8 protein-coding genes and 2 pseudogenes are annotated in these 13,722 nt (G+C 71.9%); 4 read left to right on the forward strand and 6 right to left on the reverse strand.

Annotation, left to right across the window (positions count from 1 at the left end; translation table 11 throughout):
- Positions 1-557 precede the first annotated feature (557 nt).
- Together AB0958_RS04485 and AB0958_RS04490 are read left to right on the forward strand one after the other, a co-directional pair.
- Positions 558-1,651: pseudogene (locus AB0958_RS04485) on the forward strand (PP2C family protein-serine/threonine phosphatase).
- 213 nt (positions 1,652-1,864) lie between these two features.
- Positions 1,865-2,662, forward strand: coding sequence for a hypothetical protein (locus AB0958_RS04490; protein ID WP_366888804.1), 798 nt, complete (start codon positions 1,865-1,867; stop codon positions 2,660-2,662).
- A 659-nt stretch (positions 2,663-3,321) separates the two neighbouring features.
- On the opposite strand, the pseudogene AB0958_RS04495 reads toward AB0958_RS04490, so the two are convergent.
- Positions 3,322-4,058, reverse strand: a pseudogene (locus AB0958_RS04495) (flavodoxin family protein).
- A 324-nt stretch (positions 4,059-4,382) separates the two neighbouring features.
- On the opposite strand from AB0958_RS04495, the gene AB0958_RS04500 reads away from it, so the two are divergent.
- Together AB0958_RS04500 and AB0958_RS04505 are read left to right on the forward strand one after the other, a co-directional pair.
- Positions 4,383-5,102, forward strand: coding sequence for a hypothetical protein (locus tag AB0958_RS04500; RefSeq protein ID WP_366888805.1), 720 nt, complete (start codon positions 4,383-4,385; stop codon positions 5,100-5,102).
- 165 nt (positions 5,103-5,267) lie between these two features.
- Positions 5,268-5,954, forward strand: coding sequence for a sigma-70 family RNA polymerase sigma factor (locus tag AB0958_RS04505; protein ID WP_366888872.1), 687 nt, complete (start codon positions 5,268-5,270; stop codon positions 5,952-5,954).
- 112 nt (positions 5,955-6,066) lie between these two features.
- Here the strand turns inward: AB0958_RS04505 and AB0958_RS04510 are convergent, their stop codons facing one another.
- The 5 genes from AB0958_RS04510 to AB0958_RS04530 all read right to left on the reverse strand — a co-directional run bounded on the left by AB0958_RS04510 (position 6,067) and on the right by AB0958_RS04530 (position 13,713).
- Complete coding sequence (locus AB0958_RS04510) at positions 6,067-6,885, reverse strand: ABC transporter ATP-binding protein (protein ID WP_366888806.1); 819 nt, start codon at positions 6,883-6,885, stop codon at positions 6,067-6,069.
- Positions 6,882-7,847, reverse strand: coding sequence for an iron ABC transporter permease (locus AB0958_RS04515; RefSeq protein ID WP_366888807.1), 966 nt, complete (start codon positions 7,845-7,847; stop codon positions 6,882-6,884). Before AB0958_RS04515 ends, AB0958_RS04510 begins: the two co-directional genes overlap by 4 nt.
- A gap of 74 nt (positions 7,848-7,921) precedes the next feature.
- A complete protein-coding gene (locus tag AB0958_RS04520; RefSeq protein WP_366888808.1) occupies positions 7,922-8,950 on the reverse strand; it encodes an ABC transporter substrate-binding protein in 1,029 nt (342 codons plus the stop codon).
- 70 nt (positions 8,951-9,020) lie between these two features.
- Positions 9,021-13,469 carry an amino acid adenylation domain-containing protein gene (locus tag AB0958_RS04525; RefSeq protein WP_366888809.1) on the reverse strand — a complete coding sequence of 1,483 codons (4,449 nt, stop codon included), beginning with the start codon at positions 13,467-13,469 and terminating at the stop codon, positions 9,021-9,023.
- The gene (locus tag AB0958_RS04530) at positions 13,456-13,713 is read right to left on the reverse strand and encodes a phosphopantetheine-binding protein (protein ID WP_366888810.1); all 258 of its coding nucleotides are present in this window, start codon (positions 13,711-13,713) and stop codon (positions 13,456-13,458) included. The genes AB0958_RS04525 and AB0958_RS04530 overlap by 14 nt, the downstream gene beginning before the upstream one ends.
- Between the last annotated feature and the right edge of the window lie 9 nt (positions 13,714-13,722).

The raw sequence follows: 13,722 nt of genomic DNA on the forward strand, positions 1-13,722 counted from the left end.
AGCCGCATCATGACGTGAACCGCGATCACGGCAGCCCCAGGAACAGCCCGAGCAGGATGAACGAGGAACACTGACCGTACTGGCTCAGGTCGAGCGGGGCGCCCAGCCACGGGAAGAACCGCGGCCCGAAGACCCTCAACCACCGCGAAGAGCGGGCGCGCCAGCCGCCGTGGTCCGCCGATGGCCACCACCAGCCCGAAACAGAACCGCCAGCATGATCGAGACATGCGTATGCACGACCACGACCGTCAGGGCGAAGACGATCGCCAGGCTGATAAGCAGCGTAAGCAGGTACGGGTACGGCCTGACCTGTGCACGGACTGTGTTCTTCTTGGTACGGAGACCCTGAGATTGGAAATCGACTCGGTCCCCGGAGGCACTTGCCTCGGTCGATGAGCTGCGGACGCCAGCCGGGGCGGCGGCGCCGAAAGCCGTCGTGAAGGTCCCCGCCGACGTGGCCGCGCTCGCAGATCACTGCGCGACAGTCCACTGTGGATGTTGTGTGCTCCTGGCAGCTACGTTCTTCTGGCCTCGGACGGATAGGGCAGCCACGTCATATGGGGCTGCTGATGCCCGTCGTGCTGATTGTCCTCATCACCGTCACGGACACCGTCACCCCCGCGGACATCGTCCTCGGCCCTCTGCTGGTGATCGCGCCCGCGCTCACCGCGTGGTTCGAGGGCCCCTGGACGACGGCCGGCACCGGAGTCCTGGCCGTGGCGGCCCACGCATTCATCGGCTGGCGGTCCGGCCTGCTCTTCTCGCGGGACGTGATCGTGCAGATCATCGCCCTCGCGGTGCTCAGCGCGATGATCGTGGTCATGTGCGCGGTGCGAGAGCGGCGCAGTCGCCAGCTGGCGCAGGTGCGCTCGGTCGCCGAGGCCGCCCAGCGTGTTCTGCTGTGGCCCTTGCCGAAGCGGCTGGGTTCTCTGCGGCTCGCCTGTCTTTATCTGGCCGCCGAGGACGAGGCCCAGATCGGCGGCGATCTGTACGCGGCCGCGCGCACCGAAGGCGCGGTCCGCCTGATGATCGGCGACGTGCGGGGCAAGGCCTGCCCGCGATCGGCGAGGCTGCCCTTGTGCTCGGTGCCTTCCGGGAAGCCGCTCACCAGCACACCGGCCTGCCCGAACTGGCCGCTGCACTGGAGCGGAGCGTCTCCCGCTACCTCGCCGACTTCGAACCGGAGGAGGAGGCCGGGGAGCGCTTCGTCACGGCCCTGCTGCTGGAGGTTCCCGACGACGAACACGTCATCCGACTCACCAGTTGCGGCCACCTGGCGCCCCTCCTGCTCATCGCGGACGGCACCGTGACCGCCCCGCACCTGCATCCCGCGCCTCCCCTCGGGATCGGTCTCACGGACACCAAGGACCACCCAGTTGACGTGGTGCCTTTCGCCTCCGGCGACACGCTGCTCCTCTACACGGACGGTGCCACCGAAGCCCGTGATCGCAACGGCACCTTCTACCCGCTCGCGGACCGCGCCCCACGGTGGGCCCGCAGCGACCCGGAGGCGCTGCTCCATCACGTCAGGCGGGACCTGATCGCCCATACCGGCGGACGCTTCGGCGACGACGCCGCCCTCGTAGCCGTCCGCCGCGCCCCCACCCCACGCTCGCCGCACCGTCTAGGAGCCATCCGGCCGATCATGTGACTGTCGCCTGATCTGCTCGTTGTTCCTGGTGTGTAGGGCGGAGAACGCGGTGATCTGTCGGACGCCGAGTGGGAGCGGCTGCGGCCGTCTTCTGTCAGTGAACAACGTGGTGGCGTGATCACCGGCAGGTGATCGGCGGGACTCTTCACCGTCTTCGGACCGCCCTCCGAACAACACATGGCGTTCGTATAGCGTCTTCCAGGGCCTGAGTTCGTGACCGCGCAGCAACGAGCACGCATGATGCGGGCGGCAGCGGATGTCGGTGCGCAGATCGTCAGCCAGGGCCTGGACAAAATCTTCGGCCGCATGGCGCACGGAGGCTCACGTAGCGGCAGCATTTCGCTCTCTGTCTCTTACAAGGAGAAGCTGTTCTACCCCCGGCCCTTGCCGGGCATCGACGAGGAACGGCTGGCCCGCGTCCGTACCTGCGCCGACTGCAACACGCACTACGCCGTCTTCGGAGAGCACCGATACTGCCCAAGGTGCGGCCGCATTCCCGCCGCAGCGGTCGCCTTCGACGCCCTGCAGGCCGACACGGCACGCCTTGACGCGTTGAACGCCGTACCGGCTGAAGTGAAAGCCGTGCTCCGCGAGCAAGGGGTGTTCACGCGCAGCTGGGTCGACACCATCGAGAACGTGGTGGGGGTCGTCGAGGCCCTGGCCTCCTCTGTGTTCAAGGCTGCGGTGACGGACGCGGCGGGTCGTCTCAGAGGGAAGGGGAATGTGTTTCAACGCCTGGACGACACGGCCGACCTGTTTGTGGATGCCGGATACGAAGACCTCCGCACCCTGCTTGGACCGTCCGTCTGGCAGCGCCTGACCCAGACATGGGCCGCCCGTCACGTGTGCACCCACAACGACGGCGTGATCGACGAGAAGTACCTCCAGAAGGTCCCTTCCTCAGCCACGCACCCCGGTCAACGCCTGGTCATTACCGAGGACGAGTGCCGACGCGCGATCGAGGATTCCACTGCCTTGTCGAGGGCACTGGCCGCGCTGACGACGGGGTGACACGGACCGCACCAACTATCACCCAACCATGTCCGGCAAATTCACCTACGCAACTCAGCCCGCCGGGAGGCGGCACAGGGCCCCCTTGGCGCTGCTGGGAGAAATCTGGGAGAAGATCTTCTCCCAGAGCCCCCGCGATACCACCTGAGACCCACTGCAACCAACGCTCTGACCTGCATATATGGCCACTTTGGCAGGTGCGTCACATGATCGGACCTCATTCGGGACGAAGAGGTCGTGGGTTCAAATCCCGCCACCCCGACAGTGAAGTACCAGCTTAGGCCCGGCGCTGAACATTCAGCGCCGGGCCTAAGCTGTAGTGAGTGAGTATGGCGAGGGCCCTGTGGGGTAGATCGAGTCCGCGGGTCGCAGCCCCACGCGGCGGGGCGGCAGCCGACGTCGATCGCCCTGAGGGGGTCGGCTGTTGGCGTCGCGGTTGCCGGTGTGGCGGTAGATCTGGTCGGCGGCATTGGCGCCCCGGACCGTGCCGTCGGCTGCCGCGCCGATGTCGGACCAGGCCGGCTGTACGGCAGGTCGCCTGGTGTACGACACCGCCGTCGGCGAGAGGCCGGTCACAGGCGGCACCGGTCCATGGTGCCGGCGACAGACCCGGCACCCTCGCGGAGAAGACCGTGCCGACGCGCCAGTGAGCGCCATGCCTAACGGTGTTCGGGGTTCTCGTAGTCGCGGCGGCAGCCCGCGTCCCAGGCCGTGCGCTGATTGCCGTAGGCGGGGATGCCGCCGAGGTCCTTCAGCGCGCGGGCCAGGTGCAGCAGGTTCCAGGTCATGAAGGTGGTGTTGCGGTTGGTGAAGTCGTTCTCCGGGCCACCGGAGCCCGGGTCGAGGTACGAGGGGCCGGGACCCGCCTCGCCGATCCAGCCGGCGTCCGCCTGGGGCGGGATGGTGTACCCGAGGTGCTGCAGGCTGTAGAGGACGTTCATGGCACAGTGCTTGACGCCGTCCTCGTTGCCGGTGATCAGGCAGCCGCCGACCCGGCCGTAATAGGCGTACTGGCCGGCCTCGTTGAGGAGGCTGGAGCGGCGTAGAGACGCTCGATCACCCGCTTCATCACCGAGCTGTTGTCGCCGAGCCAGATCGGGCCGGCCAGCACGAGGATGTCAGCCGCCATGACCTGCCGGTACAGGTCGGGCCAGGCGTCCGTGTGCCAGCCGTGCTCCCGCATGTCGGGCCAGACCCCGGTGGCGATGTCGCGGTCCACCGCCCGCACCACGTCGACCTGGACTCCCTGCGCGTCCAGGATGGCGGTACTGCGGTCGATCAGCCCCTGAGTGTTGCTGGTCTCCGGGGAGCGCTTGAGGGTGCAGTTGATCACGAGCGCACGCAGGTCGTCGTACCGGGCCGGCGGTGCGTCGGTGACGGGCGACGAAGCGGTCACTGATACCTCCTGAAAGCCCTGGCGCCGGGTGCGCGGCGGGCCGTCCACGTCCGCGCCCCAGCCTGTGCGCCACCCGCGCCATGCGCGACCGCGGCACCTCCGAATGGCCCTGCCGTCCCCGGGACGCCCGCGTCCACAGGGCCCCGGCGGGGTGCTCTGGTCGTCGGTCGTCCGAAGCATCCCCTGAATAAGTCGGTCCGTGTGCGTGCTGAGTTCCCGGGTTCCGCCGAACGCTGGATCACACTTCGGATTGAGCATGACGCCGGGCCATTTTGCGTACTGATCCGTGAGGGCCCGACGTCGAATGCGAGGATGAAGCCTGTCATGGCTGCCGGGTGGTGCACACGTTCGGTACGGGCCGCGCTGTTCGCGGCCGTCTGTGTGCTGCTCTCCGCCCTGGCCCACACGATGATGTCCGGTACGCCGGTGCCCTGGTGGGCGCTGGGGGCGGGTTCCCTCGGGGCCGGTGGGGTCGGCTGGGCCCTGGCCGGCCGTGAGCGCGGGCTCCGGGTCATCGTGCCGGTGGTGGTCGCCGCCCAGGGAGCGCTCCACTGGAGCTTCTCCGTCGCGCAGGGCGCGGGCGCGGGGCAGCCGGCGGCGCCGCCCGGAGGGAACGACACGGGGGCCCTGGGCATGGGCACGGCGGGCATGGGCTCCATGGGCACGGGCTCGACGGGCATGGGCTCGATGGGTCTGGGCTCCGTGGGTGGTCACTCCGTGGGCATGGGCATGCATTCCATGGGGATGGGTCACTCGGTCCACCCGGGCGGCACGTCGATGACCGGCATGTACGCGGCCCACCTGGTGGCGGCCCTGGTCTGCGGCCTCTGGCTGGGCTACGGCGAGCGGGCAGTCTTCCGGCTGATGCGTGCCGTGGCCGGCTGGCTGGCCGCGCCGCTGCGGCTGGTGCTCGCCCTGCCGGCGCTGCCGCGACGTCCGCGTGCCCTCCTACGGCGGCGCCGTACGCGCCGGGGGCCGCGGCGTCTGCATCTCGTTCACGCGATCACCTCACGGGGTCCGCCCCTCTCCTTCGCTGTCGTCTAGAACAGCCGGTTCCCCGGGGCCGTTGCCGACCGTCGTCGACGCCTGGCCGCCCCGGGCAGCGGTCGTGCCCGCGTGCGGCCGCGCTCCCCTCACTGCTGGAACGGCGGGGTCCCGTGCCGCCGTTCCTCGCACGATCGCGAAGGACACGAGGTGCCTGTTCCTGCCCTGCCCGCATTACGCGGGCCCCGTGGAAAACGTAGGAAGCACAACCACACGCAAGAAGCCGACGATCTGATCACCTCCTGGGCGCTGGCCGCCCGCGGCGGGGACGAGGACGCCGTCGAGCGGTTCGTCCGGGCCCTGCACTGCGACGTACTGCGCTATGTCGCGCATCTCAGTGCGGATCCCCAGTCGGCGGACGACCTGGCCCAGGAGACGTTCCTCCGGGCGCTGGGCAGCCTGCACCGGTTCGAGGGACGTTCCTCGGCCCGCGCCTGGCTGTTGTCCATCGCACGCCGGGCGGTGATCGACGACTTCCGGCGTGCCGCCTCGCGGCCCCGGCTGTCGGACCGTCATGACTGGCGCCACGCGGCGGAAACGGCCCAGCCGCTCGATGTGCCGGGGTTCGAGGAGGGCATCGCGCTCCTCGAACTGCTGGGCATGCTGCCGGACGACCGCAGGGAGGCGTTCATCCTCACCCAGGTGACCGGGCTGCCGTACGCGGAGGCGGCCGATGTCGTCGGCTGTCCGATCGGGACGGTGCGTTCCCGGGTGGCTCGGGCCCGCGCCGCTCTGGTGGATCTGCTGGCCGAGCCGGAGGAGACGGCAGGGACACCGGCGGAGGGCCGGGTTCCGTCGGCGGCCGTTCTGCCGCGCTCGGCGGTGGGTGTTCCGGTCGCGGTCGCGGCCTGAACGGCAGACGCCGGTGTCCGCCGCGACCGCGGGCACCGGCCTCCCCGGTACGACGCACAGCCGGACGGCGGTTCCGGGACGGCGGTCTCCGGCGGGCGGTACGACCGTGCCGTCAGCCGGCCCTGGCCTCCACCTCCACCTCCACCTCCACCACGGGTCGGGCCAGTGGCTGGGCGCCGTAGGTGATGCGGACGACACCGTCGGCGTGCCGTTCCGCGGTGGCGGCCACCCCGAAGACCTCGCCCAGCAGGCCGGGGGTGAGCACGTCCAGGACCGGGCCGGCGGCGACCACCTGTCCCGCGTGGAGGGCGACGAGGTGGTCGCACAGGCGGGCCGCGAGGTCCAGGTCGTGGAGTACGGCGAGGGTGGTGATGCCGGTGGAGCGGATGAGGTCGAGCAGTTCGAAACGGGCGCGGATGTCGAGGTGGTTGGTGAGTTCGTCCAGGACGAGGAGGCGGGGGCGCTGGGCGAGGGCCCGGGCCAGCAGCACCCGCTGGCGTTCGCCCCCGGACAGGGAGGTGACGTCCCGTTCGGCCATGTGCCGGATCGCGCACAGGTCGAGGGCCTCCGCCACGGCGTGGTGGTCGTCGGCTCCGTCGCGGCCGAGGAGGCCGTGGTGCGGGGTGCGGCCGAGCGCGATGAGCTCGGCGACGCTCATGCCGGCCGGATGGCCGCTCGCGTCCTGGAGGACGGCCGCGGTGCGGCGGGCGGCGGTGCGCGCGGGCAGCGCCCAGACGTCGTCCCCGTCCACGCGCACCACCCCGCGGTGCGGGCGCAGGGAGCGGTAGACGGTGCGCAGCAGGGTGGACTTGCCGCTGCCGTTGGGTCCGATGAGGCCGACGATCTCGCCCGGCCGGGCTTCCAGGTGCACGTCGTGGAGGATCGGCCGGTGGCCGAGTTCGACGTGGATGCGTTCCACGGTGAGCTTCATACGCTGTCCAGGCTCTTGTTGCGGCGCAGCAGCCACAGGAAGAAGGGCGCCCCGAACAGGGCGGTGAGGATGCCGAGGGGCAGTTCGTCGGGGCGGTTGACCGTGCGGGAGAGCAGGTCGACGACGACCAGGTAGACGGCGCCGACCAGGGCCGCCCGGGGCAGCAGGCGACGGTGGTCGGCGCCGGTGGTCAGGCGCACGAGGTGCGGGATCATCAGGCCGACGAAGCCGATGCCGCCCGCGACCGCGATCACCGTGCCGGTCACCAGCGAGGAGAGCACCAGCAGCACCGCGCGCAGCCGGTGCACGTCGACGCCGAGAGCGGTGGCCGACTCGTCGCCGACCAGCAGGGCGTTGAGGCGTCGCCCGAACAGGGTCAGGGCCGCGGTCGTGGTGAGGACGGCGGTGGCGACGATGGGCAGCTGGTCCCACCGGGCGCCCGCGACGCTGCCCAGCATCCAGAACATGACCGTGCGCAACTCGGTGGGTGTGGCGCGCAGTTGGAGATAGCTGGTGGCCGCCAGGAAGAGGTAGCCGACGGCCACGCCGGAGAGGACCAGACGGGTGGGGGCGAGCCGCCCGCCCTTGCGGCCGAGCAGGAAGACCAGGGCGACGGCCGCACCGGCACCGAGGAAGGCGGCCGACGACACGCCGAGGCCGCCGAGGGCGCCGCCGGTGGCCGTGATGACCACGACGGCCCCGAGGGAGGCACCGGAGGAGACGCCCAGGACGTAGGGGTCGGCGAGCGGGTTGGCGACGACCGCCTGGAGCACGACGCCGGAGACGGCCAGTCCGGCGCCGACCAGGGCGGCCAGGACGACGCGCGGGGTGCGGAAGTTCCAGACGATCTGGTCGGTGGCCGGGTCCGCGGCGGTACCGCTGCCGGTCAGGTGGTGCCAGACGATCCGCCAGACCTCGTCCACCGGGACGGTGACGGCGCCGATGCTGATCGCCACGATCATGACCGTGATCAGCGTGGCCGTCAGCAGTGCCAGGACCAGCTCGGGGTGCAGCCGCTTCCGGTGGCCCGGCGGGGTCAGAACGCGTCCGGGTGCAGCATCCTGGCGATCTTCTCGACGGCCAGGTCGTTGCTGGGGCCGAGATAGATCGAGTCGGAGAGCACGAGGGAGCGGTTGTTCTTCGCTGCCGGCCACTGGGGGAACTCCTTGAGCAGTTTGCGGGCGTACGCCTCGGCGTTCGGGTCGTTGTAGCTGATGACCACGAGGGCATCGACCGGCTCGGCGGCGACCTTCTCCTTGCTGAGGTCCGCGAAGGTGGTCCGGGAAGCGGAGGCGAAGGCGTTGCGGGCGCCTGCCCGGCCGAGGATGTCGTTCCAGATGCCGTTGGCCGCGACGGAGCTGAAGTCGTTCCCGCCCATGCTCATGTTGGAGAAGACCACCATCACGTTCGGGGTGGTCTCCCCCTTCACCCTGGCCCGCACGGCGGCGATGTTCCTGCGGGACGCGGCGACGAGCCTCTCGGCGCGCTCGCCGACGTGGAAGATCTTCCCCAGGTCGCGCGTCAGCCGGTAGCTGTCGTCGATCGTCATGCGGGAGGTGTCCTGGTCGCATCCCTGCGGTGAGACGTAGGTGTTGGCGCCGACCGCCCTGAGGTCCTCGCGGGTGGCGAAGCCGTTCTTCGCGTCGAAGCCGTAGGACGTGGTGGACAGCACGAGGTCCGGGCGCAGGCCGAGCATCGTCTCGCGGGGGATGTCAAAAGCGTCGTTGAGGGTGACGTTCCCGGTCGGGAGTCTCTTGATGGCCGCGGCCCGGCCCGCGACCTCCGAGCGGCCGTAGGACTGTTCGTTCGCCACGACGCGGTCGCCGAGCCCCAGGGCCAGGAGCGTGGACACCTCGGCGACGGAGGCGCCGTTCATGACCACGACCCGCTGGGGTGCCCGGGTGTAGGTGGTGGTCTGGCCGCAGTTCTTGAGGGTGACCGGGTAACCGGGGGCGCTCGCGCCCGCCGCGGCGTTCGTCGCGGGGGTCGACGAGGCCCCGCATGCCGTGGTGGCCAGGCACATCGCCCCGGCCAGGGCCACGACAGCGGGCCTTTTCGTCTGCACACTTGCTCCTCGGGGTGGAATGGACTCCGCTCAAGTAGTCGGAGCGGAGCCCACCCGGGTTCCCGGCAGCTCAGACGTCCCCTTCTGCCGGGGGCGGGAGTATTCCGTTCTCGACGCAGTGGTCCAGGTACCGGAAGACGAGGGCACGGTCGGCCCGCGGGCAGACGATGCCGGTGCCCTCGAGACCGCGCAGCACGTGGTCCGCCCGGACGTGGCCCAGCCCCAGCTCCGGCCCCTCCTCGCCGTCGGCGGGGAACGAGTCGAAGAACGCCCCGGTCGTCACGGCCACGTCGGCGGCGCGCGGCAGTTCCCGGCGCCATTGCGCCGCCGGGATCCGCTTGACGGGGTAGCCGTACTCCTGCACCCAGTCGTACACGTCGGCCAGCCGCACCGGCGCGACCGGGGCGTGGTTGAAGACGGTGCCCGGAGCGGCGGTCAGGGACAGCCGTACGACGGCACGGGCGACGTAGTCCGCCGGTGTCCACACCTCCGCCTCGAACAGCTCCGGCACGATCCCGGCGGGGACTCCGGAGGCCAGCACGCTCCACAGGAAGTCACGCCGGTTCACCTGCCCGGTGTCCGGTGCTCCCGTCACCCTGCCCAGGCGGTGCACGGTGACGGGGAACCCGCGCTCGGCCGCCTGTTCCAGCAGCCGCTCGGCCGCCCACTTCGACTGCTGGTAGCCGCTGACCAGCCCGGGATGCGGCGGCAGGAACGCCTCCGGAACCTCCGGTGCCCGGTCTCTGGCCGGTGCGACGGACAGCGTCGACACCAGGTGCAGCGGGATCGTGCGTGCGGAGGCCAGCGTCAGCAGTTGGCGGGTGGATTCGGTGTTGGCGGCCCGCAGGCTGGCGTACTCACGCAGGATGCTGACGGTCGCCGCGTTGTGGACGATGGCGTCGCAGGTCCGGGCCAGTTCGGCGAACCGGCCGGCGCCGAGTCCCAGGTGCGGGCGGGCGAGGTCGGCGGGGAGGGCGGTGATGCGGTCGGCGCCCGCGGGCAGGGGGATCCGCTGAGCGGCCAGGGCCGCCCGGACGCGGTCGGCGGCCTGGGCCGGTGTCGCGGCCCGGACCGGGCAGACGATCTCGGCGTCGGTGACCCGGAGCAGCTCCGCCAGCAGGTGGGGACCGACGAATCCGGTGGCCCCGGTCAGCAGGACCGTGCGCGGGCCACCGGTGGTACGGGTCCGCCCGGCGGGCCGGACGCCGTCGGCCAGCACGGCGTCGGCCAGCACCGCGGCCGGCAGGGCGGGGCCGGACGCGGGGGCGGAGGCGGGGCCGGTCGCGGGGGCGGAGGCGGGGCCGGTCGCGGCGGTGGCCGCGGGGCCGGTCGCGGGGGTGGTCACAAGGCCGGTCGCGGAACCGGTCGCGGGGGTGGCCGCGGGACCGGTCGCGGAACCGGTCGCGGGGGTGGCCGCGGGACCGGTCGCCGAGGTGGTCGCAAGGCCGGTCGCGAGGCCGGTCGCAGGGGTCTGCGCATGCTGCTCAAGGCGGCGCGCGAGTCCGGCGGCCGTCGGGTGCTGGAACAGCCAGGCCACCCGGACGTCCCGGCCGAGTTCGACGCCGAGCCGGTTGGCGACCTGGATCGCCTGGAGCGACTGGGCCCCGAGGGCGAAGAAGTCGTCCTCGGGTGCTACGCGCTCGACGCCGAGGACCTGCGCCCAGGTGCGGGTGATGGTCGCTTCGAGAGAGCCGTCCCCCGCCGCCGGGGCCGCTTGGTCCTCGGCGACGGCGCTGAGGGCCCTCCGGTCGATCTTCCCCGTACCGGTGCGGGGCAGCCGGTCCGCGAACATCACGGTCGAGGGAATCATGGCCGGCGGCAGGGCCGCCCGGAGCCGCTCGCGCAGCTCGCCCGCGGTGGGCGGCGGGTCGTCGGCGACGACGTGGGCGGCCAGCCGTCGTGTTCCGTCCGGCAGCACCTGCCCGACCACGGCGGCCTCGCGGACGCCCGGCTGGGCGAGGAGGACGGTCTCGACCTCGGCCGGGTGGACCCGATGCCCGCTGATCTTGAACTCGTCGTCCGCCCTTCCCAGGAACCGCAGTTGGCCGTCGCTCCCGAGCCGCACCAGGTCGCCGGTGCGGAACGCGCGTGGCGCCCCGGGCAGCTGGGGCAGCGGCCCGAAGCGGGCGTCGTCGGGAGCGTCCGCGTCCCGGTACCCACGGGCCAGAGCACCGCCGAGGAGGTGGAGCTCACCGCCGAGGACCGCCGCCCGGGTGCCGGGCAGGGGGCGGCCGATCGGTACGTCGTCGGGCGCGTCGGGGCCTTCGTGGAGCGCGGCGACCGTGGCCACCACCGTCGCCTCGGTCGGACCGTAGGTGTTGAACAGCCGTACCGAGGGGCCGACCGCACCCCGCCAGCGGGCCACGCGTTCGGGCAGGGCGGCCTCCCCGCCGATGATGACGGTGCCCACCCCGGCGGGGAGAGCGGCGGTGCCGGTGGAGACGGTGTGGGCGAGTTCGTGCCAGTAGGCCGTGGGGAGGTCCAGCACGCTGATCCGCAGCCGGTCGACCTCGCGCAGGAACAACGGCACGGACTCGGTCATCTCGTCGGTGCGCACCACGAGGGTGGCTCCGGTGCACAGCGTCAGGAAGATCTCCTCGACGCTGGCGTCGAAGTGCAGGGGGGCGAACTGGAGGACGCGGTCCTCCCGCCGCAGGCCGTAGCGGTGCGCGGCGCCGGTGACGAAGGTGGCGAGCGCTCCGTGACCGACCTCCACGCCCTTGGGCCGGCCGGTGGAACCCGAGGTGTGGATGAGGTAGGCGAGGTCGTCGGCGGTCGCGGCCGGGGCGAGCGGGGCCTCTTCCCCCTCGTCCGGCGCGTCGAGCAGGAGGACCGGCCGTCCCGCGAAGGAGGTGGCGTGCGGGCCGCTGGTGACGATCAGGACGGGCTGTGCGCTGTCGAGGAGCGCCCGGGTGCGCGACCGCGGCGCGGCCGGGTCGAGCGGGCAGTAGGCGGCGCCCGAGATCAGGGTGGCGAGGATGGCGGTGACGGCGTCGATGCCGCGCGGCAGGGCGAGTGCCACCACGGTGCCGGGGCCGGCGTTCCGGGCGGCGAGGCGGCGGGCCAGCCGCCGTGCCGCGCCGAACAGTTCGGCGTACGTGACGGTCCGTCCGTCGTGTTCCACCGCGGTGGTGCCACCGCGCCGCGCGGCGTGGTCGGCGACGAGGCTCAGCACGGGCCGGGCGGGTCCGGGCAGCGGTCCGCCGTCGAGGACGGTGACGGGCCGGCGCCCGATCGGCCGGTCCGGTGCCGCGACGGCTTCCCGGAGCAGGTCCAGCAGCCCTTCCTGGTGCTCCCGCACGTCGGCTTCGTCGTAGAGGTCGGGGTTGGCGTCCATGGCGATCCGCAGGCCCGTGCCCTCGGCCCGGTCGTACACGTTCACCGCGAGGTCGTCGACGGGGCCGGCGGAGACGTTGTGGACCGTGCTGCGGTGTCCGGCGAACCGGAGGTCGTACTCGAACGGCATGATGTTGACGCCCGGCCCGGACAACCGCCGGCTGCCGCCGACCAGTTTCAGGTCGCGCCGCAGCTGCTCGTAGCGGTAGCGCTGGTGCGGGCGTGCGGCGCGGAGTTCCGCGGCGACCCTGGTGGCCAGGTCGCGCAGGCTGTCGTCCTCCCCCACCGCGATGCGCAGGGGCAGGATGTTGCGCACCGTGCAGGGCACCCGCAGGGACGCCGATCCGAGGCGGCCCATGGCGGGGAGGCTGAGGACGGCCTCCGGTGCCCCGCTGACCCGGTGGAGGTAGGCCGCCACGACGGCCAGCAGGGCGTCCGGCCAGGTCACCGACAGCTCACGGGCGACGGCCCGCAACCGGTCCGTCTCGTCGGTGCCCAGGTCCGCGGTCCGGCGCAGGAAGGTGCGGGCCGGCAGCGCCTGTCCGGAGGTGAGAGAGGCCACCCGCGGGCGGTCGCCGAAGCGTCCGGTCCAGTACGAGCGGTCCTCGGCGAAGCGTTCCGAGGCGCGGTAGGCGTCCTCTTCCTCCCGCACCGGTGCCAGGGCTGCGAAGCCGCTCTCGCCGAGCGGGGCGTCCTCGACCAGAGCCGTGTAGACCTGCGCGACCCGACGGGCGACCAGGGACAGACCGAAGCCGTCGAGGGCGATGTGGTGGACGCGGTGGTACCAGAGGTATGCGTCGGGGGCGATCCGCAGGAGGGCGTGGCCGAAGACCGGGCCGCGCTCCAGGTCGACGGGGCGGTGCAGGTCCTGGGCCATCCAGTCCAGGGCGGCGCGGTGCGGGTCGGCCGCGTCGGTGAGGTCGGCGAGATGCGGGGCCCAGTCGGTGCCGGGGACGCTCACCTGCCAGGGCCGGCCGGTCTCGTCGGTGGTGAAACGGACGTTGAGGGCTTCGACCTCGCCGACCGTGTGGCGCAGCGCCTTCTCGAAGACCGTCGGCTCCACCGCACCGTGGATGTGCACGTACTCGGCCGTGTTGTAGGCGGGGCTGTCCGGGTCGAGTCGCTGGCCGGTCCAGATCCCTTCCTGGGCGGCGAGCAGGGCGTGCCGCTCAGGCGTCGGCATGGGGTGCTCCCGCCTGGCGTTCGGACAGCAGCTGCCACCACTGGGCGAAGGAGGTGCACTCCGCGAGGTCCAGGAAACTCACGTCCACTCCGGTGCTCCGCCACTGTTCGGCCAGGGTGGTGATGCGCAGCGAGTCCAGACCCGCGTCCAGGGGGTTCTCGTCCAGGTCCACGTCGTCCGGTTCCTGGTGCAGGTACTCCGCCAGGTCCGAGCGGAAGGCTTGCAGCGTCAGGGGCTCAGGCATGGTGTTCTC

This window comes from Streptomyces sp. NPDC006655 (genome assembly GCF_040703965.1).
In the GTDB taxonomy this organism is placed as follows: Bacteria; Actinomycetota; Actinomycetes; order Streptomycetales; family Streptomycetaceae; genus Streptomyces.

Bases quoted from the DNA above. Each gene is read 5' to 3' on its own strand.
- AB0958_RS04500 (WP_366888805.1), top strand. From the start codon at position 4,383: ATGGCTGCCGGGTGGTGCACACGTTCGGTACGGGCCGCGCTGTTCGCG.
- AB0958_RS04510 (WP_366888806.1), bottom strand. From the start codon at position 6,885: ATGAAGCTCACCGTGGAACGCATCCACGTCGAACTCGGCCACCGGCCG.
- AB0958_RS04515 (WP_366888807.1), bottom strand. From the start codon at position 7,847: ATGATCGTGGCGATCAGCATCGGCGCCGTCACCGTCCCGGTGGACGAG.
- AB0958_RS04525 (WP_366888809.1), bottom strand. From the start codon at position 13,469: ATGCCGACGCCTGAGCGGCACGCCCTGCTCGCCGCCCAGGAAGGGATC.
- AB0958_RS04530 (WP_366888810.1), bottom strand. From the start codon at position 13,713: ATGCCTGAGCCCCTGACGCTGCAAGCCTTCCGCTCGGACCTGGCGGAG.